Source organism: Streptomyces sp. NBC_00454 (assembly GCF_041434015.1).
Classification (GTDB): Bacteria; Actinomycetota; Actinomycetes; order Streptomycetales; family Streptomycetaceae; genus Streptomyces.
In genome coordinates, this window is record NZ_CP107907.1 from 1501797 (window position 1) to 1526504 (window position 24708).

Sequence of the window (24708 nt, forward strand, 5' to 3'; positions counted from 1 at the left end):
AGACGGCCGGTCCACCCGCCGAACCCCCCGAACCCCCCGCGACCTCGCACTACAGGAGCACCATGTGACGAGACCCACCAGCCGCGACGTGGCCACCGCCGCCGGAGTCTCCCAGGCCACCGTCTCCCTCGTACTCGGCGAAAAATGGCGCGGCCGCGTCTCCGAACGCACCGCCGACCACGTCCGCCACACCGCCACCCAACTCGGCTACCGCCCCAACCTCGCCGCCCGCAACCTCCGCCTCGGCTCCACCCGCACCGCCCTCCTCGTCGTCCCCGCCCTCACCAACGAATTCTTCGCCCGCGTCTACACCGGCGCCGCCCGCATCGCCTCCGACCACGGCTTCGGCGTCGTCCTCTACCCCTCCCCCGACGGCACCGGCCCCGCCCGCGACCCCTTCGCCTCCGCCCGCGCCGCCCTCGACGGAGTCATCGCCTCCTCCATGGCCGCCGACGCCCTCCACGCCCTCGGCGGCGACACCCTCCCCCTCGTCATGCTCGACAGCGACCCCACCGCCCACACCGCCGCCGCCCACGTCAACCTCGCCATCGCCGACGGCATGCACCAAGTCACCCAACACCTCCAAAACCACGGCCACCGCCGCTTCCTCCACCTCGCCTCCGCCATCGACTCCTGGACCTTCGACGTCCGCGCCAAAGCCCTCAGCGCCCACCTGAGCCCCTCCACCGAACTGCGCACCGTACGGGCCCACCTCAGCGTCGACGCCGCCCGTACGGCCATGGAAACCGCCCTGACACCCCTCCACGGCCGCCCCACCGCCATCGTCTGCGACGACGACATCCTCGCCGCCGGAGCCTGCAAGGCCGCCCGCCGCCTCGGCCTGCGCATCCCCGAGGACCTCTCCGTCACCGGCTTCGACGACCTCGCCCTCGCCACCGCCGTCGACCCCGAACTCACCACCGTCCGGCTCCCCGCCGAACGCGTCGGCGAACAAGGCATGACCGCCCTCCTCGCCGTCCTCGAAGGCACCCCCTGGACCGCCCCCGACATCCCCGTCGAACTCGTCGTCCGCGACTCCTCCGGCCCGGCCCCCAGCGCCTGACCCGTCCCGGAACGCGAAAGCGCCCCCGACCCGAAGGCCAGGGGCACCCACACACCACTTCGCTCTACTCGGCTTCCTCATCGGGAGCCTCGTCGTTCGACACGGCATCCGCCTGAGCCGCCGCCGGAACATCCGCCTCCAGCAGCCGCGACAGCTGCCGGCCCCGGATCCGCTTGAACTTGCGCTGCTGCGCCCGCGTACGGTCCAGCACCGCCACCTCCAGCCGCTCCGCCGGAATCGACTTGTCCGCACCGTTCGCCTGGCTCGACAGCGCCTGCACCGCCAGCTTCAACGCCTCGGACAGGGTCATCCCGTCCTGGTGCCGCTGATCGAGGAAGGTACTGATCTGCTCGGCATTGCCGCCGACCGCCACCGAACCGTGCTCGTCCACGATCGAACCGTCGTGCGGCAGGCGGTAGATCTGGTCACCGGCCGCCGTCGCACCGACCTCGGCGACAACGAGCTCCACCTCGTACGGCTTCTCACCCGCACTCGAAAAGATCGTGCCGAGCGTCTGCGCGTAGACGTTCGCCAGCCCACGGGCCGTCACATCGTCACGGTCGTACGTGTATCCACGCAGATCCGCGTACCGCACACCGCCGATCCGCAGGTTCTCGTACTCGTTGTACTTGCCGGCGGCCGCGAAGCCGATCCGGTCATAGATCTCGCTGAACTTGTGCAGCGCACGGGACGGGTTCTCACCGACGAACACGATGCCGTCGGCGTACTGGATGACAACAAGGCTCCGACCGCGGGCGATGCCCTTGCGGGCGTATTCCGCCCGGTCGGCCATGGCCTGCTGGGGTGACACATAGAACGGAGTCGACACCGGCTTTCCGTCCCTTTCTTCTGGACGACGAGGAGGTCAGAGATCAGAGCAGTGCGGCGCGCGGACCGTCGGGCTGCTCCAGCCGACGATTCGTGATCTTGCGGGCCAGCTCCGAGGACTCCTCGTCGGTCAGCCTGCGGAATCCCTCGTCCGTCATGACGGTGACGATGGGGTAGATGTGGCGGTAGAGGTCCGGGCCACCGGTCGCCGAGTCGTCGTCGGCGGCGTCGTACAACGCCTGGACGACGAGCGTCGTGGCCTCCTCCTCCGTCAGCTTGGAGTGGTACAGCTTCTTCATCGACCCGCGGGCGAAGATCGAGCCCGAACCGGTCGCGGCGTAGCCGTGCTCCTCGGAGCGGCCGCCGGTCACGTCATACGAGAAGATCCGGCCCCGCTCCTTGGCCTCGTCGTACCCCGCGAAGAGCGGCACGACGGCCAGACCCTGCATCGCCATCCCCAGATTGCTCCGGATCATGGTCGACAGCCGGTTCGCCTTGCCCTCGAGGGAGAGGGTCGCCCCCTCCACCTTCTCGAAGTGCTCCAGCTCCAGCTGGAACAGCTTCACCATCTCCACGGCCAGACCGGCGGTGCCCGCGATGCCGACGGCGGAGAACTCGTCCGCCGGGAACACCTTCTCGATGTCCCGCTGCGCGATCATGTTCCCCATGGTCGCCCGCCGGTCACCGGCGAGCACGACCCCGCCGGGGAAGGTGGCGGCCACGATGGTCGTCCCGTGCGGCGCCTCGATGACCCCGTCGGGCAGCTTCCGGTTGCCCGGGAGCATCTCGGGCTGGTGCGCGCCCAAGAAGTCCATGAAGGACGACGACCCCGGCGTCAGGAAGGCTGCCGGTAGACGCCCTGTGCTACGAGTGTTGGGTTCCACAGGTTTCCTTCCACGTAAGCGGCTGCACGCCGTATGACGTCCGGCCGATCCTTGAGCTGCCCAATTCCTGCGTTGCAGCCGAAGCAAAGTACGCCTCGGACCTTACCCGTCTGGTGATCGTGATCAACATGCTCCGCCGGAGCCTCCTGGCAGATCACGCAGACCCCGCCCTGGGCGGCGATCATCTCCTCCCGCTCGGCCTCGGTGATGCCGTACGAGCGCATTAAATGGCCCGCCCGGCTTTCGACCGCTCGACATGTCTTGCAGCGCGTCGACAGTCCATCGGAGGCCGTCTTGTTGCGGTCCCATTCGGAGTGCGGCTTGATCTCACCGCAGCGGCGGCAGCACTTGTGCCCTTCGGGAGTTTCCACCCGAGGACGCACGTTCATCCCCTTGGCTATCTGACGCTGCTGGTGGTACTCCGACGCGCAACTCTTGCAATACACCTGCAAGCCATCCCGCATCGAACGGTTCGATGAGAAGGCTGCGAGCGGTTTCCACTCCCGACACCGCGCACAGCGCTTCCCCTCCTCGCCAACCGCCACTCCCCCACCTTTCACCTTCGATTCGAAGGTAAAATGGCCTTACTGGCCACCCTTCTGAACGAACGACCGCACGAAATCCTCGGCGTTCTCCTCTAGGACATCGTCAATCTCGTCAAGTACCGAGTCGACGTCGTCGGAGAGCTTTTCCTGTCGCTCCTTGAGGTCGGTCGACTCTTCGACCGCCGCCTCCTCGACCTCCTCGGTCGAGCGCTGCGCCTTCTGCTGTCCGCCGCCGGTGTCCTTGGTCGCCATGTCTAGCTCACCCCGCTCGGTTCGCACGCTCACGTCGAAAGACCCCGCGAATTCGGGATCCCTCAAGATCAGACTCTACTTCGGACCCTACAAGGAGGGTCCGACATCCGTCCCGGTACTTTCATAACGTCCGGGTGTCTTCATGATTCCCGGACCGGGGGCCTTTCAGCCCCCGTCCGGGGATCGGAAAGACTCAGCGCCCCGACAGCACCCGCACCAGGTCCTCCGCCGTGCGGCAGCGGTCCAGGAGCTCCTTCACGTGGGCACGGGTGCCCCGCAGGGGTTCCAGGGTCGGGACCCGCTGGAGGGAGTCGTGGCCCGGCAGGTCGAAGATCACCGAGTCCCACGAGGCCGCGGCCACGTCATCGGCGTACTGCTCCAGGCAGCGTCCCCGGAAGTACGCCCGGGTGTCCTCCGGCGGCTTGCTCTGCGCCCGCTCCACGGCGCTCTCGTCCAGGAGCCGCTTCATCTTGCCGCGGGCCACGAGGCGGTTGTAAAGCCCCTTCTCGGGCCGTACGTCCGCGTACTGCAGGTCGACCAGGTGGAGCCGGGCGGCGTCCCAGCCGAGGCCGTCGCGGCGCCGGTAGCCCTCCAGGATCTCCCGCTTCGCGATCCAGTCGAGCTCTCCCGACAGGCTCATCGGGTCGCTCTCCAGCCGGCCCAGGACGTCCTCCCAGCGGGCCAGCACATCCTTGGTCTGCTCGTCCGCGTCGGAGCCGAAACGCTCCTCCACGTACTTCCTGGCCAGCTCGTAGTACTCCATCTGGAGTTGTACGGCGGTCAGCGTCCGGCCGCTGCGCAGCGTGATGAGGTGTTTCAGGTCGGGGTCGTGGGAGACCTGGTGGAGGGTGCGTACGGGCTGGTCCACGGCGAGGTCGACGTTGATGTAGCCGTCTTCGATCATGGACAGGACGAGTGCGGTGGTGCCGAGCTTGAGGTAGGTGGAGATCTCGGAGAGGTTGGCGTCGCCGATGATCACGTGGAGGCGGCGGTATTTCTCCGCGTCCGAGTGCGGTTCGTCGCGGGTGTTGATGATGGGGCGCTTGAGGGTGGTCTCGAGGCCGACCTCGACTTCGAAGTAGTCGGCGCGCTGGCTGATCTGGAAGCCGTGTTCGCGGCCGTCCTGGCCGATGCCGACCCGGCCGGCGCCGGTGAAGACGAGGCGGGAGACGAAGAAGGGGGTGAGGTGGCGCACGATGTCCGAGAAGGGGGTTTCCCGCTTCATCAGGTAGTTCTCGTGCGTGCCGTAGGAGGCGCCCTTGTTGTCGGTGTTGTTCTTGTAGAGGTGGATGGGCTGGGCCCCGGGGAGCTGGGCGGCCCTGACGGCGGCCTCGGCCATGATCCGCTCGCCGGCCTTGTCCCAGAGGACGGCGTCGAGCGGGTTGGTGATCTCCGGGGAGCTGTATTCGGGGTGTGCGTGGTCCACGTAGAGGCGTGCGCCGTTGGTGAGGATGACGTTGGCGAGGCCGATGTCCTCGTCGGTGAGCTGGCTGTTGTCGGCGGCCTCGCGGGCGAGGTCGAAGCCGCGGGCGTCCCGCAGCGGGTTCTCTTCCTCGAAGTCCCAGCGGGCGCGTCGCGCCCGGTGCATCGCCGCCGCGTAGGCGTTGACGATCTGGGACGAGGTGAGCATGGCATTGGCGTTCGGGTGCCCCGGGACGGAGATCCCGTACTCCGTCTCGATCCCCATTACTCGCCGTACGGTCATGCGGCCCTCCTTGCCCGGCGGCGCTCCCGTTCGGGAGCGGCGCTCAAGTACCGCTGGTGCTGAGGTGCGTCGTGTGCGGTGCCCGTCCCCGCACTGCGCGACCTGCGGTACGGATGAGCCTAGAACCACTCCGCGCTGGTGGGGAGATCATTTCAGTCATTGAATTTCGACCTGTCACCGGCTGAAAAGAGCAGTCGGTAAAGCAGTCGGCTGCGGGTGCCCTTGCGGGCTCCCGCAGCCGGCCCGCTTCGTCAGAGGTACTGACCGGTGTTGGCCACCGTGTCGATGGAGCGTCCGGTGTCCGCGCCTTGCTTTCCGGTGACGAGCGTGCGGATGAATACGATCCGCTCGCCCTTCTTTCCGGAGATTCGGGCCCAGTCGTCGGGGTTGGTGGTGTTGGGGAGGTCTTCGTTCTCCTTGAACTCGTCCACGCAAGCCTGGAGGAGGTGGGCGACGCGAAGGCCCCGCTGCTTGTGCTCGAGGAAGGCCTTGATGGCCATCTTCTTCGCACGGTCCACGATGTTCTGGATCATCGCGCCCGAGTTGAAGTCCTTGAAGTAGAGGACTTCCTTGTCGCCGTTGGCGTACGTGACCTCGAGGAAGCGGTTTTCCTCGGTTTCGGCGTACATCTGCTCGACGACGGTCTGGATCATGCTGTGGACGGTGTCGGCCGAGGAGCCCTGGTGTTCGGACAGGTCGTCCGAGTGCAGGGGCAGCGAGGCCTTGAGGTACTTCGCGAAGATGTCCTTCGCGGCCTCGGCTCCGGGGCGCTCGATCTTGATCTTCACGTCGAGTCGGCCGGGGCGCAGGATGGCCGGGTCGATCATGTCCTCGCGGTTGGAGGCGCCGATGACGATGACGTTCTCCAGGCCTTCCACGCCGTCGATCTCGGCGAGCAGCTGGGGGACGATGGTGTTCTCCACGTCCGAGCTGACGCCTGATCCGCGGGTGCGGAAGAGGGATTCCATCTCGTCGAAGAAGACGATGACGGGGGTGCCCTCGCTCGCCTTCTCCCTGGCACGCTGGAAGACGAGGCGGATGTGCCGCTCGGTCTCGCCGACGTACTTGTTGAGGAGTTCGGGGCCCTTGATGTTCAGGAAGTAGGACTTCCCGGTGGGCTGGCCGGTGACTTCGGCGACCTTCTTGGCAAGGGAGTTGGCGACGGCCTTGGCGATGAGCGTCTTGCCGCAGCCGGGGGGGCCGTACAGCAGGATGCCCTTCGGGGGCCGTAGTTCGTGTTCCTTGAAGAGGTCGGGGTAGAGGTAGGGGAGCTCGACGGCGTCGCGGATCAGCTCGATCTGGTCGCCCAGGCCGCCGATCTTGTCGTAGTCGATGTCCGGGACCTCTTCGAGGACGAGGTCTTCGACCTCGCTCTTGGGGACGATCTCGTAGACGTAGCCGGAGCGGGGTTCGAGCAGCAGGGAGTCGCCGGGGCGGATGGTGACGTCCAGGAGCGGCTCGGCGAGCCTCACCACCCTTTCCTCGTCGGTGTGCCCGACCACCAGGGCGCGCTCGCCGTCCTCGAGGATCTCCTTGAGGGTGACGATGTCCCCGGCCCGCTCGAATTCCATGGCCTCGACCACGTTGAGGGCCTCGTTGAGCATGACCTCCTGGCCTCGCCGGAGGTCTTCCGGTTCGACGCTGGGGCTCACGTTCACTCGGAGTTTGCGGCCGCCGGTGAAGATGTCGACGGTGCCGTCTTCGTTGGACTGCAGGAAGACTCCGAAGCCGGCCGGCGGCTGTGCGAGCCGGTCGACTTCTTCCTTGAGGGCCACGATCTGGTCGCGGGCCTCGCGCAGGGTGTTCGCCAGGCGTTCGTTCTGGGCGGAGACGCCTGCCAGGTTTGTCTGGAGCTCGACGATCCGCTCTTCGAGAATCCTCGTGTGTCGCGGAGAGTCGGCGAGCTTACGTCGCAGGACGGCGATTTCCTGCTCTAGGTAGGCAACCTGGCCGGCGGGGTCCTCGGACCCTCGCGCGGGCCGGATGCCGCGGTTGATGTCGTCGTCGTGGGCTGCCACGGTCCTCACCTCCTCCAAGGGGAGCTGGACGCTTTCTGACCCTACCTGGGCTGGTGGTGATTGAAACCCCTAGATCACAAAGACGGTAGGGGTGTGTCCGATCTTCACCCTTGCGTACTCCCTCACGTCAAGGAAATACCCACCCATCAACATCGGAAAGCAGCCGGTTGTAAGGTCGAAGTGTTCAACACCCGTCAGAGCTCGTGCGACTTGTCGCGAGTTGTGTCCGGGATGGATCACTCAGAGCAGGGAACGGCAGGAGATATGACCGTGCAGCAGGAGGCTCCAGCGGGCGGCGCCGGCGGGGCCTCAGAGCCCCTTGAGGTCTGGATCGACCAGGACCTCTGCACCGGCGACGGCATCTGTGTGCAGTACGCGCCGGAGGTGTTCGAGCTGGACATCGATGGTCTGGCGTATGTGAAGAGCCCCGCCGACGAGCTGCTCGTGGAGGCGGGGGCGACGACTCCGGTTCCTTTGGTGCTGTTGCAGGACGTGGTGGATTCGGCGAAGGAATGTCCTGGCGACTGCATCCATGTAAGGCGTGTTTCGGACAGGGTCGAGGTCTTCGGTCCCGACGCCGAATAGGGGTTCAAACTCCTGTGGCGGTCGAGTCCGTAAGCTCTTGGCGGAATTTTCCGCCGGTCCAGCGCCACTTGGCGAGTTGCTTGGTGTCGGGGCTGTAGCGGGGCACTTCGGGTGATGAGTACCCGTGGAGCGTGGCGGTGACGGTCCCGTCGCGCAGGGTGAGGTCGGTCGCGGTCTGCTTGCGTCCGGCTTCGAGCAGGGTGGCGACGACGCGGGGGGCCGAGCCCTTGGCCTTGTCCTGGGTGAGTACGTAGATGGCGTGCGGCGGGGTTCCGGATCCGGCGTCGCAGCGTACGGCGGCCACGGTCTCGGGGCGGCCGTCGCCGTCGAGGTCGCCTTCGGCGGTGGCCGTGACGGCCTGCGGGGCGCCTCTGCAGTCGAGGGGGTACGTGACTGCGTGCGCGTCGGGAGCCGGTGCGGCGGGGCCGTCCGCGGGGGGTGTGGGGTCCGTAGGGCTGGTGGGTCCTGGTGGGGCCGGCGGTCCTGCTGCGGCTCCGGTGGCTTCTTCGGGCTGGAGGAATCCCGCGCCGGCTATGACGGCGGCCAGGGCCGAGGCGGTGGCGAGCCAGTGGACGGGCCGGGCCCGGTGGTGTGCCGGGGTCTGCGGGTTCGGCGCCGGCTCGGCGGGGCTGTGCGGCACGCGGGGTGTCTCCTGTGCGAAGGGTGACGGGGAGCCAGCATCGTGCCACACCTCACAGCGGGGTGGAACGGGTGGGTCCGGGCCGGTCGGGCGTATACGTGGGACAACGAAAAGACGCTGTGGCGCAGTTCCCGGTCGGTCCGGGGAACTGCGCCACAGCGTCTGTGTGTTGGGTGGCCTTCGCGGGCCGGTTGCTGCGTGGCTCAGCCGAGGTCGGCGGAGTCGGCGGCGGTGTCCGTGACGGCGGGTTCGGCCGGGGCGGTGGCCGCGGCCGCTGCCTTGCTGCCGGACTGGCTGCCGGGTCCGTCGTAGTCCTCGCCGTAGGCGCCCTTGGAGGGGCGGCGGCGGCGCATGGGCGGTTCGACTCCGTCCGCGAGGCGGCGGGCCGTGACGAGGAAGCCGGTGTGGCCGATCATCCGGTGGTCCGGGCGGACGGCCAGGCCCTCGACGTGCCAGTTGCGGATCATCGATTCCCAGGGCTGCGGTTCGGCGTAGCAGCCGAACTCGCGGATGGATTCGACGGTCCGGGAGAGCTGGGTGGTGGTGGCCACGTAGCAGCAGAGGATGCCGCCGGGGACCAGCGCCTTGGAGACGGCTTCCAGGCATTCCCAGGGGGCGAGCATGTCGAGGATCACGCGGTCGACGTCCGTGTCGGACAGGTTGTCCTGGAGGTCGCCGACGGTCAGCTGCCACGCGGGGTGGGGGCCGCCGAAGTAGCGCTCGACGTTGGCCGTGGCGATCTCGGCGAAGTCCGGGCGGCGCTCGTAGCTGTGGAGCATGCCCTGGTCGCCGATGGCGCGCAGCAGGAAGCTGCTCAGGGAGCCGGAGCCCACACCTGCTTCGACGACTCGGGCGCCGGGGAAGATGTCGGCGAAGGCCAGGATCTGGCCCGCGTCCTTGGGGTAGACCACGGCGGCACCGCGGGGCATGGACAGGACATAGTCGGGGAGCAGGGGACGCAGCGCGAGGTAGGCGACGTTGCCCGTGGTACGGACAACACTGCCCTCGGGGGAGCCGATCAGCTCGTCGTGCGGGAAGGAACCCTTGTGGGTGTGGAAATTCTTCCCGGCTTCGAGCGTGAACGTGTAGTGGCGGCCCTTGGGGTCGGTGAGCTGAACCTGGTCCCCGACCTCGAAGGGCCCGCGTCGGCGGGCGGCACCGGTCGGTTCGGACATGTGACCAGTGTATTGGCTTCAGGACTGGGGCCGCGCCATGGCCTTCACGAAGGCCTTCTCGACGTCGAGGGTGGAGAGGACTCCGTAGATCGCGCCGCCGGTTTCGAGTACGAGGTATTCGGAGGCGGGGGTGGCGCGCAGGTGGTCGAGGAGTTCTTCGCCGGTGAGGTCCGCGGAAACCTTCATGCCGTCGGTGAGGTCCTGGGAGAGGGTGCTGACGGCGATCCAGGGGCGGCGGTGTTCGGGTACGGAGGCGATGGCGGTTTCGCGGACGATGCCGGTGGGGTCTCCGAGTCCGTCGACGACGACGAGGGCGCGGGCGCCGGCTTCGTTGGCGCGGCGCAGGGCTTCGGAGAGGGGGGTGGCGTTCTGGACGGGGATGGCGCGGCGGGTGAGTTTGCGGGCTTGGAGTTCCGGGAGGTGTTCGCGCAGGCGGGCCATGCGCAGGCTGTTTCCGGCTCCGGTCCAGATGATGGCGGCGAGGATGGCGGCGAGGAGGGCGTCCATGACGGTGTCCATGCCGCCGATTTCCTGGGTGGGGTTGCCGAGGGCTCCGGTGTGGGTGAGGAGCGGGAGGCCGAGGAGGACGGTGACGGCGAGGCCGCGGCCGACCCAGGCGGCGGCGATGGTGCCGGTCATGGGTTTGCCGGTGATGCCCCAGATGACGGCGCGGAGCATGCGGCCGCCGTCGAGGGGGAGGCCGGGGAGGAGGTTGAAGGCGGCGACGAGGAGGTTGGAGATCATCAGGCCGGCGAGGAGGACGCCGGGGACGCTGGCGGGTTCGACGGTTTTCATGCCGAGGTAGAAGGCGCCGGCGAGGAGGAGGGAGAGGAGGGGGCCGACGAAGGCGAGGACGAATTCGCGGCCGGGGGTTTCGGATTCCTTCTCGATCTCGGAGACGCCGCCGAAGAACTGGAGCTGGATGCGGCGGACGGGGAGTTTGAAGCGGAGGGCGGCGATGGTGTGGGCGAGTTCGTGGACGAGGACCGAGGCGTAGAAGGCGACGGCGAAGAAGAGGGCGACGAGGTAGCGGGCGGGTCCGAGGTCGGGGAGGATCCGGTCGAGCTGGTTGCCGAAGACCCAGGTGATGAGGGCGGCGACGAGGAACCAGCTGGGCGAGACGTAGACGGGCACGCCGAAGGGGCGGCCCATGAGGAGTCCGCCGCCCGGTCCTCGGCGCCGGCCCGTGCGCTCGCCGGTTTCCTCGGTGTCTGCCACGGTTTTCCTTCGTTCGCTGCTGTCCGGCGCAGTGGGGGCGTCGGCGGTTTTTCTGCTTTTCCCCGGTGGTGTCCGGGTGCGCCGTAGCGCGGTGTGATGCTCCGATCATGCAGTGCGAGGGGGCTTTGAGTCGATGGTATGCGCGTGCTGTCGGTGGCGGGTCGTAGGGTTTTGGGTATGACGACGAGCCCCGGCAGCGGTCCGCAGGATGCGGCAGCCAGTAGTGAGCCCAGTGCCGATCCCGTTCCCGGTCCCGAGTCCGGCCGGGCGGGGGCGGTGGCGCCCGCTTCGCTGTCTCCTTCGCGGGCGAGCGACTTCATGCGCTGTCCGTTGCTGTACCGGTTCCGGGTGATCGACAAGCTGCCGGAGAAGCCGAGTGCGGCGGCGACGCGGGGGACGTTGGTGCACGCGGTGCTGGAGCGGCTCTTCGATCATCCGGCGCCGGAGCGGACGGCGCCGCGGGCGAAGGCGTTGATTCCGGCGCAGTGGGACCGGCTGCTGGAGGCGAAGCCGGAGTTGACGGAGCTGTTCCCGCAGGGTGATGAGGGGGCGGGTCTGGCGCGGTGGCTGTCGGAGGCCGAGGCGCTGGTGGACCGGTGGTTCACGTTGGAGGACCCGACGCGGCTGGAGCCGGTGGAGCGGGAGTTCTTCGTGGAGACGGAGTTGGATTCGGGGCTTCGGCTGCGCGGGATCATCGACCGGGTGGACGTGGCTCCGACGGGCGAGGTGCGGATCGTCGACTACAAGACGGGGAAGGCTCCGCGGCCGGAGTATGCCGAGGGTGCGCTGTTCCAGATGAAGTTCTACGCGCTGGTGGTGTGGCGGCTGAAGGGGGTGCTGCCGCGCCGGCTCCAGTTGGTGTATCTGGGCAGTGGGGACGTGGTGACGTACGACCCGGTGATCGAGGATCTGGAGCGGATGGAGCGCAAGCTCCTGGCGCTGTGGGATGCGATCCGGGAGGCGACCGAGACGGGTGAGTGGCGGCCGCGGCAGACGAAGCTGTGCGGATGGTGTGATCATCAGGCGGTGTGTCCCGAGTTCGGGGGGACTCCCCCGGCCTACCCTCTGACGATCTCCCCCGGCTACCGCCGGGCGGAGTCCTGATCTTCGCCTCAGGGCACAATGGGCGGCGTCCCCCGATGGCGTCCGACGAATACGAGGTAGACCCCGTGGCGATCCGCGTACTGCTGGTCGACGACCAGCCGCTCCTGCGCACCGGTTTCCGGATGATCCTGGAGGCGGAGCAGGACCTGGCGGTGGTCGGCGAGGCCGGGGACGGTCTGCAGGCGCTGGACCAGGTGCGGGCGCTGCAGCCCGATGTGGTGCTGATGGACATCCGGATGCCGCGGATGGACGGGGTGGAGGCGACCCGGCAGATCACGGGTCCGGGCCGGGACGGTCCGGCGAAGGTGCTGGTCCTGACGACTTTCGATCTGGACGAGTACGTGGTGGAGGCGCTGCGGGCGGGGGCCAGCGGGTTCCTGCTGAAGGATGCGCCCGCCGTGGAGCTGGTGCAGGCGATCCGGGTGGTGGCGGGTGGTGAGGCGATGCTCGCGCCGAGCATCACGCGGCGGCTGCTGGACAAGTACGCGGGTCATCTGCCGTCGGGTGAGGACAGTGTTCCGGATGCGCTGGGCACGCTGACCGAGCGCGAGGTCGAGGTGCTGAAGCTGGTGGCGCGCGGGTTGTCGAACGCGGAGATCGCGGCGGATCTGTTCGTGAGCGAGACGACGGTGAAGACGCATGTGGGTCATGTGCTGACGAAGCTGGGTCTGCGCGACCGGGTGCAGGCGGCGGTGTACGCGTACGAGAGCGGTCTGGTGCGGCCGGGCGCCGGCCAGTAGCGGCGTCCTCGGGTACGGGAAGGGCCCGCCTCCGCTCGGTGCGGAGGCGGGCCCTTGCCGTGTGCGGGCCTTGCCGTGTGCGGGCCGGTCAGCCCTTGCTGATCTCCCAGAAGCGGAAGACGGTGGAGGCGTCCAGGGACCACTGCAGGCCGGTCACGTTGGGGCGGGTGACGGCGTACTGCTTGCTCTGCCAGAGCGGGAGCAGCGGGATCTCGTCGGCGACGATGTCCTGGAGCCGGCTGTATTCGGCGTTGGCGGCGGCGCGGTCGGACTTCGTGGAGGTCGACGGGATGATCGTCCCGGTGATCTCCTTGTTGTCGTAGTTGTTGTGCAGGATGTTGTCCGGGCCGAAGAACGGCTGCGTGAAGTTGTCGGCGTCCGGGTAGTCGGGCACCCAGCCCTTGACGTAGACGCCGTACTTGCCGTCGGCGATGTCCTTCTCGTACTGGTCGAACTCGACGGACTTGACGGTGGCTTCGAAGAGGCCGCTGTCGTTCAGCTGCTTGGCGATCAGCTGGAATTCCTGGTCCGTGGAGGGGCCGTAGCGCGAGGGCGTCGAGTACAGGGTGATCTTCACCTTGTCCTTGATGCCGGCGGCGTGCAGGACGGCCTTGGCCTTGTCGGGCTGGGGGGTGCCGCCGTAGCGGTCGAAGAAGGCGGTGGTGTGCGAGGCGATGCCGGCCGGGACGATCGAGTACAGCGAGGTGGCCGTTCCGTCGTAGACCTGCTTGACGAGGGCTTCGCGGTCGACGAGGTAGGCGATGGCCTTGCGGACGGGGAGCTTTCCGGCGACCGGGTCGTTCATGTTGAAGACGAGGTGTTCGACCTCGGCTCCGGCGCCCTGGACGACCTCGACCTTCTGGTCGCCGCTCTGGGAGGCCAGGCCGGCGATGTCCTTGGCGGCCAGGCCGCGGAAGGCGAAGTCGACGTCGCCGCTTTCGAGGACCTTCTTGAGGGCGGCCTGGTCCTCGTTGAAGAACTTCATGGTCACGCCGCTGTTGCGGGGCTTGGCCTTGCCGTTGTAGGACTCGTTGACGGAGAAGCTGGCGCTCTTGTCGTTGATGGAGTCCAGCTTGTAGACCCCGGAGCCGACGGCCTTGCCGTCCGTGCGGAGCTTGTCCGCGGGGTACTCGGCGTGGTCGACGATGGAGCCGGCGCCCGAGGCGATCTTGCTCGGGAAGGTGGCGTCGGGGGTCTTGAGGTGGAACAGGACGGTCTTGTCGTCCGGGGTGTCGATGGAGGCGATCGACGCCAGCATGACGGCCGGGCCGTTGTCGTCGTTGATCTTCAGCGTGCGCTCGAAGGAGTACTTGACGTCCTTCGAGGTGAGGCTGTCACCGTTGCTGAACTTCAGGCCGCCGCGCAGGGTGCACTTGTACACCTTGCTCTCGCCGCCCTCGAACCCGCAGGACTGCGCCGCGTCGGGCTCCGGGGTGGTGCCGCCCTTGGGGAAGCTCAGCAGGGACTGGAAGACGTTGTTGAAGAGCAGCCAGGAGCCGGGGTCGTAGCCCGAGGCGGGGTCGGTGGCCTTCACCTTGTCGGATATGCCCATGACCACGCCCTTGCCGCTGCCGGCGTTCGAGCCATCCGTCGAACCGCAACCGCTGAGCAGCGCGGCGGCGGTGGCCGCACCGAGGGGGGCCACCAACCACTGGTTACGTCTCATCACGCGAACGTCCTTCACAGTCTCACTGGGTGATCCGATTACTTGTTCCGGCGCGCGTGGTCCGCGGCCGGCGGCCGTGCTGGTCAGCCGCTGACGCCGCGGCCGAGTTCCCACAGCTGGAGGTCGGAGATGGCGTTGACCGACCACTCCACTCCGGTGATCCCGTCGCGCGCGGCGACGTACTGCTTGCCCTGCCACAGGGGCAGGACGGGTACGTCCTCGGCGACGATGTCCTGAATCTCCGTGATCGCGGGGACGGCGACGCCGCGGTCGACCGCCCGCCGGGATTCGGGGATGAGCCTGGTGCGCACCGCGCTGTTGGCGTACGGCGTGCCCAGGAAGTTGTCCTGCTCCAGGAAGGGGGCGAGGAAGTTGTCGGCGTCGGGGTAGTCGGGGAACCAGCCGAGCCCGTAGGCGGCGTAGTCGCCCTTCTTCTGCGCGGGCCGGAAGTCGGCCCAGTCGGCGCCCTGGACGGTGACGTCGAAGAGCTGGGTGGAGTTCAGCTGGGTCTTGAGGGCTTCGAACTCGGCCGCGGTGCCGTCGCCGTAGTGGTCGTTGGTGTAGTTGAGGGTCAGCTTGACCGGGGTCTTGATCCCGGCGGCCTTCAGCAGGTCGGCGGCCTTGGCGGTGTTGGCCTCGCCGTACTTGTTGAAGAACGAGTTGACGTGGCCGGTCACGGTGGTGGGGACCAGCGAGTACAGGGGCTGCGCGGATTTCCCGTAGACCTTGGCGATGAGGGCGTTGCGGTCGACGGCGGCCGCGAGGGCCTGGCGGACGGCCTTGTCCTTGACGACGGGGGCCTCGGTGTTGAAGCCGAGGTAGCGGATCTCCAGGCCGGGCAGCGGGACGAGCTTGATGCCCTTGGGCGGGTGGGCGGAGAGCTCGGTGATCTGCGCGGGCGACAGGGTGCGGGAGACCACGTGGATGGAGCCCTGTTCCAGGGCCTTGCCCATCGCGTCGGAGTCTTCGAAGGTGCGCAGTTCGGCCTTGTCGTTCTGCAGCTTCAGGTCGCCCTTGTAGTTCGGGTTCTTGGTGAAGACGGCGCGGACGAGGTGGTTGTCCTTGACCTCGGCCTTCATCGTGTAGGGGCCGGAGCCCTCGACGGTGAAGCCGGCGCGGAGCTTCTTGGCGTCGTACTTCTTGGCGCTGACGATGCCCGCGGCGGGGGTGGAGAGCTTGTAGGGGAAGGTCGCGTCGGCGGTCTTCAGGTGGAAGACGATGGTGTCGGCGCCCTTGGTTTCGACGGTGTCGACGGTGGAGAGCAGCGAGGAGGGGCCGTTCTCGTCCTTGATGGCGAGCACGCGCTCGATGGAGAACTTGACGTCCTGCGCGGTGAGGGGGGCGCCGTCGGCGAACTTGAGGTCCGGGCGCAGGGTGCAGCGGTAGCTCTCGTTGCCGGTGTCGGTGAAGCGGCAGTCGGAGGCTGCTTCGGGGACGGGCTGGCCGCCGCCGCGCGGGGTGTGCATCAGCGTCTGGACGGTCTGGCGCAGGATGTTCCAGCTGCCGGCGTCGTAGGCGTAGGCGGGGTCGAGCGGGGCGGGGGCGTAGTCGGCTGCCTCGAACCGGTCGGTGGTTCCGACGATGATCGCTCCGGATCCCGCTCCTCCGCCGCTGGTGCTGCCGCATGCGGTCAGCGCGGGGGTGAGCAGTCCGGCGGCGGCCGTCAGCACCATGGTCTTGCGGTTCATGCTGGAAGTACTCCCTCAACCCGGCACTTGTTCAAAGCGGCGTGGAGGGCATCGCGGCGGTCGCCCGTTCTGGGCGGAACGATCGGGCCGGTGTTGTGACGATCGGTCCACGCGGTTCCGGAACAGGGGTGTGTGTCCGGGACGGCTGAGGTGCGGCGCTATGCCCGGATCGACATTAGTGGCCTGTGGAGGGGTGGCTTGAACCGGTTGGGGCGGGTGCGTCATCGCACGGTTATGGGAGCGGACCGGGTGTGAGCGCGGGGGCGTTCGCAGATTCGGTCAGGTACTCATCAATGCGGACACAAGGGGTGGCATGGAGTGGCCCGGAGTGGCGCGAAGGGGGCCTTGTGGGTGACAAAGGTCACCTGGGACAACTCCCCCGGGAGGGATGGAATTTCGGCCTCCGGGGTATCGCGCAAAAGATCCGCCCGCGGGACCGGAGTCCTGCGGGCGGATCGTGCGGTACGGAGCGTGCGCGGTCAGTTCATCGGAGTGATGAGGGAGCGCAGGAACGGCAGGTCCACGTCTTCGAGCGAGCGCACGATGGTCCGGCCCGGGGCGGGCGCGATCCGGCCGACCGAGGGGATGGCGACGACCCGGCAGCCGGCTGCCTCGGCGGAGGCCACACCGGTGGCGGTGTCCTCGATGACGGCGCAGCGCGAGGGGTGTGCGCCCAGGGTGCGGGCGGCCATGAGGTACGGGTCGGGGTGCGGCTTGGTACGGGCGACTTCGTCGCCGGCGACCGTCAGGTGGAAGCGGTCGCGGCCGAGGGTGAGCAGGACCTGGTCGATGACCCGCCGGTGGGAGGCGGAGACGAGGGCGGTGGGCACGTTGTGCCGGGCCAGTTCGGCCAGCAGCCGTTCGGCGCCCGGCATGAGGGGCACCTGGTCGGCGATGCGGGCTTCGAAGCGCTCGTTGAGGAGCACGCTGAGCTCGGCGAGGCCGATGTCGGCGCCGGTGGATTCGATGAGGAATCCGGCGCTGCGGGTCATGGGGCCGCCGACGACCACGTCGCGCCAGGACTCGTCGAGGCGGTGGCCGAGTTCACCGAAGACGTCGACCTCGATCTCCCACCAGAACCCCTCGGTATCGACGAGGGTGCCGTCCATGTCGAGCAGCACCGCCTGCAGGGCATGTCCGTCGGCCGTACGGGCGACGGGGGCGGGAACTGTGCTCGTCATGCGCGCACCTCTCTGAAGGTCCTGAGGGACGACAAGGCCGGTCACCTCACCTCCGGGGGCATGCCCGGAGGAACAGGTGACCGGCCTGTATGGGACCGACAAGTGTACGCCGGTCCGTGTCAGCGTGCGTTGAAATACTTCGCCTGCGGGTGGTGGATGACGATGGCGTCGGTGGACTGCTCGGGGTGGAGCTGGAATTCCTCGGAGAGGTGGACGCCGATGCGTTCGGGCTGGAGGAGGTCGGCGATCTTCGCGCGGTCTTCGAGGTCGGGGCAGGCGCCGTAGCCGAGGGAGAAGCGGGCTCCGCGGTACTTGAGGTCGAACATGTCCTCGACCTGGGTGGGGTCCTCGCCGCCGAATCCGAGTTCTGCGCGGACGCGGGCGTGCCAGTACTCGGCCATGGCTTCGGCGAGCTGGACGGACAGTCCGTGGAGTTCGAGGTAGTCGCGGTAGGAGTCGGCTTCGAAGAGCTTGGCGGTGGCCTCGCCGATCTTCGAGCCGACGGTGACCACCTGGAGGCCGACGACGTCGGTCTCACCGGATTCCTCGGGGCGGAAGAAGTCGGCGAGGCACAGGCGGCGGCCGCGGCGCTGGCGGGGGAAGGTGAAGCGGGTCCGCTCGTTGCCGGCCTCGTCGAGGATGATCAGGTCCTCGCCCTTGGAGACGCACGGGAAGTAGCCGTAGACCACGGCCGCCTCGAGGAGGTTCTCGGTGTGCAGCTTGTCGAGCAGCCCGCGCAGACGGGGCCGGCCCTCGGACTCCACCAGCTCCTCGTACGTGGCTCCGCCCGCACGGGCCTGCTTCAGGCCCCACTGGCCCTTGAACAGGGCGCCCTCGTCGAGCCAGGACGCGTAGTCCTTGAGCGGGATGCCCTTGACGACCCGGGTGCCCCAGAACGGGGGCGTGGGCACCGGGTTGTCGGTGGCGGTGTCCGAGCGGCCACCGGGCTCCTCGGCCTCCTCCACCTGGAGTGCCGGGGTGTCGCGCTTGGCGACGCGGCGCTGCTTGAGCTCGGGGAGGGAGGCTCCGGGGACGCCGCGCTTGACCGCGATGAGGGCGTCCATGAGGCGCAGGCCTTCGAAGGCGTCGCGGGCGTAGCGGACTTCGCCCTCGTAGATCTCGTGGAGGTCCTGTTCGACGTAGGCGCGGGTCAGCGCGGCACCGCCGAGGATGACCGGGTAGTCGGCTGCCAGCTTGCGCTGGTTGAGCTCCTCCAGGTTCTCCTTCATGATCACCGTGGACTTCACCAGGAGACCCGACATGCCGATCACATCGGCCTTGTGCTCCTGCGCGGCTTCCAGGATCGCGGAGACCGGCTGCTTGATACCGATGTTGACGACGTTGTAGCCGTTGTTGGACAGGATGATGTCGACGAGGTTCTTGCCGATGTCATGCACGTCGCCACGGACGGTGGCCAGCACGATCGTGCCCTTGCCCTCGTCGTCGCTCTTCTCCATGTGCGGTTCCAGATGGGCGACCGCGGTCTTCATGACCTCCGCCGACTGGAGGACGAAGGGGAGCTGCATCTGGCCGGAGCCGAAGAGCTCGCCGACGACCTTCATCCCCTCCAGGAGGGTGTCGTTGACGATGTCGAGGGCGGGGCGGGTCTGGAGGGCCTCGTCGAGGTCGGCCTCCAGGCCGTTCTTCTCGCCGTCGATGATGCGGCGCTGCAGGCGCTCCTCCAGCGGCAGCGCGAGGAGCTCCTCGGCGCGGCCGGCCTTCAGGGACTTGGTGTTGACGCCTTCGAAGAGGGCCATGAGCTTCTGCAGCGGGTCGTAGCCCTCGGCGCGCCGGTCGTAGATCAGGTCGAGGGCGGTGCCGACCTGCTCGTCGTCGAAGCGGGCGATCGGGAGGATCTTCGAGGCGTGCACGATCGCCGAATCCAGGCCCGCCTTGACGCACTCGTCGAGGAAGACCGAGTTCAACAGGACGCGGGCGGCCGGGTTCAGGCCGAAGGAGATGTTCGACAGACCCAGCGTGGTCTGGACGTCCGGGTGGCGGCGCTTGAGCTCGCGGATCGACTCGATCGTCGCGATGCCGTCCTTACGGGACTCCTCCTGACCCGTGCAGATCGTGAAGGTGAGGGTGTCGATGAGGATGTCCGACTCGTGGATCCCCCAATTGCCCGTCAGGTCGTCGATCAGGCGTTCGGCGATGGCGACCTTGTGCTCGACGGTGCGCGCCTGGCCCTCTTCGTCGATGGTCAGGGCGATCAGCGCGGCGCCGTGCTCCCGGGCCAGGGCGGTGACCTTCGCGAAGCGGGATTCGGGGCCGTCGCCGTCCTCGTAGTTCACGGAGTTGATGACGGCGCGGCCGCCGATCTTCTCCAAACCCGCCCGCAGGACGGGAACCTCCGTCGAGTCCAGGACGATCGGCAGCGTGGAGGCGGTCGCGAAGCGGCCGGCGAGTTCCTGCATGTCGGCGACACCGTCACGGCCGACGTAGTCGACACACAGGTCGAGCATGTGCGCGCCCTCGCGGATCTGGTCGCGGACCATTTCCACGCAGTCGTCCCAGCGCGCTTCGAGCATCGCGTCGCGGAACTTCTTCGACCCGTTCGCGTTCGTCCGCTCACCGATCGCCATGAACGAGATGTCCTGACGGAACGGCACCGTCTGATACAGCGAAGACGCACCCGGCTCGGGGCGGGGGTCGCGCACGGCCGGGTTCAGACCGCGGACCCGTTCCACGACCTGGCGCAGGTGCTCCGGCGTGGTGCCGCAGCAACCGCCGACCAGCGAGAGCCCGTACTCGCGCACGAAGGTCTCCTGCGCATCCGCCAGCTCACTCGCGGACAGCGGGTAGTGGGCGCCGTTCTTGCCGAGGACGGGCAGGCCTGCGTTGGGCATGCAGGAGAGGGGGATGCGGGAGTTGCGCGCGAGGTAGCGCAGGTGCTCGCTCATCTCGGCGGGGCCGGTGGCGCAGTTCAGGCCGATCATGTCGATGCCCAGCGGCTCCAGCGCCGTCAGCGCCGCACCGATCTCCGAACCCAGCAGCATCGTGCCGGTCGTCTCCACCGTCACGGAGCAGATCAGCGGGACGGAGACGCCGAGGGCCTCCATGGCGCGGCGGGCGCCGACGATGGAGGACTTCGTCTGGAGGAGGTCCTGGGTGGTCTCCACCAGCAGCGCGTCGGCGCCGCCCGTGATCAGGCCTTCGGCGTTGATCTGGTAGGCGTCGCGGATGGTCGCGTAGTCGATGTGGCCGAGCGTCGGCAGCTTCGTACCGGGGCCCATGGAGCCGAGGACCCAGCGCTGCTGTCCCGTGGAGGCGGTGAACTCGTCGGCGATCTCGCGGGCGATGCGGGCACCGGCGACGGACAGCTCGAGGTTGCGGTCGGCGATGTCGTATTCGGCCAGGGCCGCGTAGTTCGTGCCGAAGGTGTTGGTCTCTACGCAGTCGACACCGGCCTCGAAGTACTCGCGGTGCACGTTCGCCACGATGTCGGGGCGGGTGACGTTCAGGATCTCGTTGCAGCCTTCGAGCTGCTCGAAGTCCTCCATCGTCGGGTCCTGCGCCTGGAGCATGGTTCCCATGGCTCCGTCGGCGACGACCACGCGGGTCGCCAGTGCCTGGCGGAGGGCATCGGCCCGGGTCTGGGTGTCTGCGGGCGGGTTCGGCAACGAGGCCATGGTTCTGCTCCCTGGGCTGCGACGGCTGTCGGCTTTGCACCCCCTCGGTTTCAAGGGTGCACGCGGCCAGGGTAACGGTGACGAACGGGCCCCGGTGGGGTCGTCCCACGTGGCGGACTGCATTCTGTGCGCGGGGATGGCGACTTTCGGCCGGGGCGTCCTGGCCGCATCGTTTCCGAACACTCTTCCCACCATGCACGAAGTCGGCATCGACCGATAGTGTTCAGCATTGTCGAACTACGTCAGCAGGAGGCTGCGCGATGGCACGGAACATCCAGTCGCTCGAACGAGCCGCTGCGATGCTGCGGCTCCTGGCGGGCGGCGAGCGCCGGCTGGGGCTCTCGGACGTGGCCTCTTCCCTCGGCCTGGCCAAGGGGACGGCACACGGGATCCTGCGCACTTTGCAGGCCGAGGGCTTCGTGGAGCAGGACCCGGCCTCCGGCCGCTACCAGCTCGGCGCGGAGCTGCTGCGCCTGGGCAACAGCTATCTGGACGTCCACGAGCTGCGGGCCCGCGCCCTGGTCTGGACGGACGATCTGGCCCGTGCGAGCGGGGAGAGCGTGTACGTGGGGGTGCTCCACAAGAGCGGGGTGCTGATCATGCACCACGTCTTCCGGCCCGACGACAGCCGTCAGGTGCTGGAGGTGGGGGCCATGCAGCCGCTGCACTCCACGGCCCTGGGCAAGGTGCTGTCGGCGTACGACCCGGTGGCGCACACGCAGGTCATGGAGGTGGAGCGGGAGGCGTTCACCCCCCGCACGGTCACGGACGGGGCGGGCTTCGAGGAGATCCTGGAGCTGACCCGGGCCCGCGGCTGGGCCAGCGACATCGAGGAGACCTGGGACGGGCTCGCCTCGGTGGCGGCCCCCATCCACGACCGGCGCAGGATGCCGGTCGGCGCAGTGGCCGTCGCGGGAGCCGTGGAGCGGATGTGCGGGGACTCGGGGGACCCCCGGGCTTCCCTCGTGGCGTCCGTACGGGACTGCGCGCGGGCGGTTTCCCGCGACCTGGGGGCGGGCCGGTTCTGATCCGGCCGACGCCCATCGCCCTGCCCTGACCGTCCAGAGGCCGCTTAAATGTGGCATCTGGGCGGTTTTTGGCGTTTTATGATCACTCAATGGCCTGATTTGGTCGATCACACCGAGTGGTAACAATCCGGCCCCTTGGCCCGGTGAGCCCTTGACGCCCGCTTCGCCTGGCGGAAAACTGCCGTTCATCGGTCGGCATTGCCGAACACCTACCGGCAATACGCGTTAGGGTGTGGCAAGGCCAAGGACCGGTGCAGCACTCACCGAGTGCGTGGGCCACCGGAGGGACCCGGTGGTCGACCACCCCTGAACGACAAAGGAGTCGCGGGTGTCCAGCTCCGACATCTTCATCGGCGAGACCATCGGTACCGCCCTGCTCACCCTGCTCGGCGGCGGCGTCTGCGCCGCACTGACGCTCAAGAGCTCCAAGGCCCGCGGCGCCGGCTGGCTCGCGATCACCTTCGGCTGGGGTTTCGCCGTACTGATCGCCGCCTACGTGTCCGCACCGCTCTCCGGTGCGCACCTCAACCCGGCCGTCACGGTCGGCCTCGCGATCAAGAGCGGCGACTGGAGCGACGTACCGGTCTACTTCGCCGGCCAGCTGCTCGGCGCCATGATCGGCTCGGTCCTGATGTGGCTCGCCTACTACGGACAGTTCCGGGCGCACCTGGCCGACCCGGAGCACATCCGCGACGCCAAGCTCGGCCCCGAGGACCCGCACCCGCACGACGTGGCCGGCCCGGTGCTCGGCATCTTCTCCACGGGCCCCGAGATCCGCAACGTCGTCCAGAACCTGACCACCGAGATCATCGGCACCGCCGTCCTGGTCCTGGCCATCCTGACCCAGGGCCTCCAGGACGACGGCAAGGGCCTCGGCGTCATCGGCGTCCTGATCACCTCGTTCGTCGTCGTCGGCATCGGCCTCTCGCTGGGCGGCCCCACCGGCTACGCCATCAACCCGGTCCGCGACCTCGGCCCGCGCATCGTCCACTCCCTGCTGCCGCTGCCCAACAAGGGCGGCTCGGACTGGAGCTACTCCTGGATCCCGGTGCTCGGCCCCCTCGCGGGTGCCGCGCTCGCCGGCGGTCTGTACAACCTCGCGTTCGCCTGATCAGTAATCGGCACCACGGCACCACCCGCACCGCCATTCTGATTCCGCCTACTTCGACACCTGCCAGGAGCAGCCACCATGACCACCAGCACCGGTCCCTTCATCGCCGCGATCGACCAGGGCACCACCTCCTCCCGCTGCATCGTCTTCGACCGTGACGGCCGCATCGTCGCCGTCGACCAGAAGGAACACGAGCAGATCTTCCCGAAGCCGGGCTGGGTCGAGCACGACGCCTCCGAGATCTGGACCAACGTCCAGGAGGTCGTCGCCGGGGCCATGGCCAAGGCCGAGATCACCTCTGCCGACGTCAAGGCCGTCGGCATCACCAACCAGCGCGAGACCACCCTGCTGTGGGACCGCCACACCGGCGAGCCGGTCCACAACGCTCTGGTCTGGCAGGACACCCGTACCGACGCCCTGTGCAAGGAGCTCGGCCGCAACGTCGGCCAGGACCGCTTCCGCCGCGAGACCGGCCTGCCGCTGGCGAGCTACTTCGCCGGCCCCAAGGTGCGCTGGCTGCTCGACAACGTCGAGGGCCTGCGCGAGCGCGCCGAGGCCGGGGACATCCTCTTCGGCACCATGGACTCCTGGGTCATCTGGAACCTCACCGGCGGCGCCCAGGGCGGTGTGCACGTCACCGACGTCACCAACGCCTCGCGCACCATGCTGATGAACCTGCACACCCTGGCCTGGGACGAGAAGATCGCCGAGTCCATGGACGTGCCCCTCAACGTCCTCCCGGAGATCAAGTCCTCCGCCGAGGTCTACGGCCACGTCAAGGAGGGCGTCCTGGCCGGCGTCCCGGTCGCCTCGGCGCTCGGTGACCAGCAGGCCGCGCTGTTCGGCCAGACCTGTTTCGCCGAGGGCGAGGCGAAGTCCACGTACGGCACCGGCACGTTCATGCTGATGAACACCGGCGACAAGATCATCAACTCCTACAGCGGCCTGCTGACGACCGTCGGCTACCAGATCGGCGACCAGAAGCCGGTCTACGCGCTGGAGGGCTCCATCGCCGTCACCGGCTCGCTCGTCCAGTGGATGCGCGACCAGATGGGCATGATCAAGACCGCGGCCGAGATCGAGACCCTCGCGTCCTCGGTCGAGGACAACGGCGGCGCGTACTTCGTGCCGGCCTTCTCCGGCCTGTTCGCCCCGTACTGGCGCTCCGACGCCCGCGGTGTGATCGCCGGCCTCACCCGGTACGTCACCAAGGCGCACATCGCCCGTGCCGTCCTGGAGGCCACCGCCTGGCAGACCCGTGAGATCACCGACGCCATGACCAAGGACTCGGGCGTCGAGCTCGCGGCCCTGAAGGTCGACGGCGGCATGACCTCCAACAACCTGCTGATGCAGACGCTCTCCGACTTCGTGGACGCCCCCGTGGTGCGCCCGATGGTCGCCGAGACCACCTGCCTCGGCGCCGCCTACGCCGCCGGCCTGGCCGTCGGCTTCTGGCCCGACACCGACGCCCTGCGCGCCAACTGGCGCCGCGCGGCGGAGTGGACCCCGCGGATGCCCGCCGAGCAGCGGGAGCGCGAGTACAAGAGCTGGCTCAAGGCCGTCGAGCGGTCCATGGGCTGGGTCGACGACGAAGACGCCAGCTGACCGCACTCAGCTGACGCTATCGACGAGGAGCTAAGAGAGA

Annotated in this window: 20 protein-coding genes; 7 read left to right on the forward strand and 13 right to left on the reverse strand. The window is 68.3% G+C overall.

Annotated elements, in window-relative coordinates:
- Positions 1–64: 64 nt before the first annotated feature.
- Entirely contained in the window at positions 65–1063 is a 999-nt protein-coding gene (locus OHU74_RS07015) for a LacI family DNA-binding transcriptional regulator (protein WP_371615093.1), read from the forward strand.
- 64 nt (positions 1064–1127) lie between these two features.
- Here OHU74_RS07015 and prcA read toward each other — a convergent pair whose 3' ends face one another.
- The 6 genes from prcA to arc form a co-directional block, all read right to left on the reverse strand.
- A complete protein-coding gene (prcA, locus tag OHU74_RS07020; protein WP_214948085.1) occupies positions 1128–1892 on the reverse strand; it encodes a proteasome subunit alpha in 765 nt (254 codons plus the stop codon).
- Between the two features lie 43 nt (positions 1893–1935).
- Entirely contained in the window at positions 1936–2775 is an 840-nt protein-coding gene (gene prcB / locus OHU74_RS07025; protein WP_371615094.1) for a proteasome subunit beta, read from the reverse strand.
- Positions 2727–3320 (reverse strand): endonuclease domain-containing protein, encoded by a 594-nt coding sequence (locus OHU74_RS07030; protein ID WP_371615095.1) that lies wholly within the window; start codon positions 3318–3320, stop codon positions 2727–2729. Before OHU74_RS07030 ends, prcB begins: the two co-directional genes overlap by 49 nt.
- 39 nt (positions 3321–3359) lie before the next feature.
- Positions 3360–3572 (reverse strand): ubiquitin-like protein Pup, encoded by a 213-nt coding sequence (locus OHU74_RS07035; protein WP_133898495.1) that lies wholly within the window; start codon positions 3570–3572, stop codon positions 3360–3362.
- Positions 3573–3765: 193 nt separating this feature from the next.
- On the reverse strand, positions 3766–5277 hold the full coding sequence (gene dop, locus OHU74_RS07040; RefSeq protein WP_371615096.1) for a depupylase/deamidase Dop: 1512 nt from the start codon (positions 5275–5277) through the stop codon (positions 3766–3768).
- A gap of 251 nt (positions 5278–5528) precedes the next feature.
- Complete coding sequence (gene arc, locus OHU74_RS07045; RefSeq protein WP_371615097.1) at positions 5529–7295, reverse strand: proteasome ATPase; 1767 nt, start codon at positions 7293–7295, stop codon at positions 5529–5531.
- A 264-nt stretch (positions 7296–7559) separates the two neighbouring features.
- Here arc and OHU74_RS07050 point away from each other — a divergent pair, with 264 nt between their 5' ends.
- Positions 7560–7880 carry a ferredoxin gene (locus tag OHU74_RS07050; protein WP_330295562.1) on the forward strand — a complete coding sequence of 107 codons (321 nt, stop codon included), beginning with the start codon at positions 7560–7562 and terminating at the stop codon, positions 7878–7880.
- Between the two features lie 4 nt (positions 7881–7884).
- Here OHU74_RS07050 and OHU74_RS07055 read toward each other — a convergent pair whose 3' ends face one another.
- The 3 genes from OHU74_RS07055 to OHU74_RS07065 all read right to left on the reverse strand — a co-directional run bounded on the left by OHU74_RS07055 (position 7885) and on the right by OHU74_RS07065 (position 10913).
- A complete protein-coding gene (locus OHU74_RS07055; RefSeq protein ID WP_371615098.1) occupies positions 7885–8520 on the reverse strand; it encodes a hypothetical protein in 636 nt (211 codons plus the stop codon).
- Between the two features lie 203 nt (positions 8521–8723).
- Positions 8724–9695, reverse strand: coding sequence for a tRNA (adenine-N1)-methyltransferase (locus OHU74_RS07060; RefSeq protein ID WP_371615099.1), 972 nt, complete (start codon positions 9693–9695; stop codon positions 8724–8726).
- Between the two features lie 18 nt (positions 9696–9713).
- Entirely contained in the window at positions 9714–10913 is a 1200-nt protein-coding gene (locus OHU74_RS07065; RefSeq protein ID WP_371615100.1) for a site-2 protease family protein, read from the reverse strand.
- A gap of 177 nt (positions 10914–11090) precedes the next feature.
- On the opposite strand from OHU74_RS07065, the gene OHU74_RS07070 reads away from it, so the two are divergent.
- Both OHU74_RS07070 and OHU74_RS07075 read left to right on the forward strand, forming a co-directional pair.
- On the forward strand, positions 11091–12017 hold the full coding sequence (locus OHU74_RS07070) for a RecB family exonuclease (RefSeq protein WP_371619592.1): 927 nt from the start codon (positions 11091–11093) through the stop codon (positions 12015–12017).
- A gap of 65 nt (positions 12018–12082) precedes the next feature.
- Complete coding sequence (locus OHU74_RS07075) at positions 12083–12757, forward strand: response regulator transcription factor (RefSeq protein WP_330295566.1); 675 nt, start codon at positions 12083–12085, stop codon at positions 12755–12757.
- An 88-nt stretch (positions 12758–12845) separates the two neighbouring features.
- Here the strand turns inward: OHU74_RS07075 and OHU74_RS07080 are convergent, their stop codons facing one another.
- The 4 genes from OHU74_RS07080 to metH all read right to left on the reverse strand — a co-directional run bounded on the left by OHU74_RS07080 (position 12846) and on the right by metH (position 20924).
- Complete coding sequence (locus tag OHU74_RS07080) at positions 12846–14423, reverse strand: ABC transporter substrate-binding protein (protein ID WP_371615101.1); 1578 nt, start codon at positions 14421–14423, stop codon at positions 12846–12848.
- Positions 14424–14506: 83 nt separating this feature from the next.
- Entirely contained in the window at positions 14507–16111 is a 1605-nt protein-coding gene (locus OHU74_RS07085) for an ABC transporter substrate-binding protein (RefSeq protein WP_371615102.1), read from the reverse strand.
- 479 nt (positions 16112–16590) lie between these two features.
- Positions 16591–17292 carry an HAD family hydrolase gene (locus OHU74_RS07090; protein WP_371615103.1) on the reverse strand — a complete coding sequence of 234 codons (702 nt, stop codon included), beginning with the start codon at positions 17290–17292 and terminating at the stop codon, positions 16591–16593.
- Positions 17293–17411: 119 nt separating this feature from the next.
- Entirely contained in the window at positions 17412–20924 is a 3513-nt protein-coding gene (gene metH, locus OHU74_RS07095; RefSeq protein ID WP_371615104.1) for a methionine synthase, read from the reverse strand.
- Between the two features lie 260 nt (positions 20925–21184).
- On the opposite strand from metH, the gene OHU74_RS07100 reads away from it, so the two are divergent.
- From OHU74_RS07100 to glpK, 3 genes are all read left to right on the forward strand, one after another.
- Positions 21185–21952, forward strand: a complete 768-nt coding sequence (locus tag OHU74_RS07100) for an IclR family transcriptional regulator (RefSeq protein ID WP_330295571.1) — start codon at positions 21185–21187, stop codon at positions 21950–21952.
- Between the two features lie 328 nt (positions 21953–22280).
- The gene (locus tag OHU74_RS07105) at positions 22281–23063 is read left to right on the forward strand and encodes an MIP/aquaporin family protein (protein ID WP_330295572.1); all 783 of its coding nucleotides are present in this window, start codon (positions 22281–22283) and stop codon (positions 23061–23063) included.
- 78 nt (positions 23064–23141) lie between these two features.
- Positions 23142–24668 carry a glycerol kinase GlpK gene (gene glpK, locus OHU74_RS07110; protein WP_371615105.1) on the forward strand — a complete coding sequence of 509 codons (1527 nt, stop codon included), beginning with the start codon at positions 23142–23144 and terminating at the stop codon, positions 24666–24668.
- Positions 24669–24708: the final 40 nt, after the last annotated feature.

What these genes read in the sequence shown, in the direction of transcription:
- OHU74_RS07070 (WP_371619592.1), top strand. Translation starts at nt 11,091, where the DNA reads ATGACGACGAGCCCCGGCAGCGGTCCGCAGGATGCGGCAGCCAGTAGT.
- OHU74_RS07080 (WP_371615101.1), bottom strand. Translation starts at nt 14,423, where the DNA reads ATGAGACGTAACCAGTGGTTGGTGGCCCCCCTCGGTGCGGCCACCGCC.
- OHU74_RS07090 (WP_371615103.1), bottom strand. Translation starts at nt 17,292, where the DNA reads ATGACGAGCACAGTTCCCGCCCCCGTCGCCCGTACGGCCGACGGACAT.
- OHU74_RS07060 (WP_371615099.1), bottom strand. Translation starts at nt 9,695, where the DNA reads ATGTCCGAACCGACCGGTGCCGCCCGCCGACGCGGGCCCTTCGAGGTC.
- dop (WP_371615096.1), bottom strand. Translation starts at nt 5,277, where the DNA reads ATGACCGTACGGCGAGTAATGGGGATCGAGACGGAGTACGGGATCTCC.
- OHU74_RS07085 (WP_371615102.1), bottom strand. Translation starts at nt 16,111, where the DNA reads ATGAACCGCAAGACCATGGTGCTGACGGCCGCCGCCGGACTGCTCACC.
- metH (WP_371615104.1), bottom strand. Translation starts at nt 20,924, where the DNA reads ATGGCCTCGTTGCCGAACCCGCCCGCAGACACCCAGACCCGGGCCGAT.
- OHU74_RS07100 (WP_330295571.1), top strand. Translation starts at nt 21,185, where the DNA reads ATGGCACGGAACATCCAGTCGCTCGAACGAGCCGCTGCGATGCTGCGG.
- glpK (WP_371615105.1), top strand. Translation starts at nt 23,142, where the DNA reads ATGACCACCAGCACCGGTCCCTTCATCGCCGCGATCGACCAGGGCACC.
- OHU74_RS07035 (WP_133898495.1), bottom strand. Translation starts at nt 3,572, where the DNA reads ATGGCGACCAAGGACACCGGCGGCGGACAGCAGAAGGCGCAGCGCTCG.
- OHU74_RS07050 (WP_330295562.1), top strand. Translation starts at nt 7,560, where the DNA reads ATGACCGTGCAGCAGGAGGCTCCAGCGGGCGGCGCCGGCGGGGCCTCA.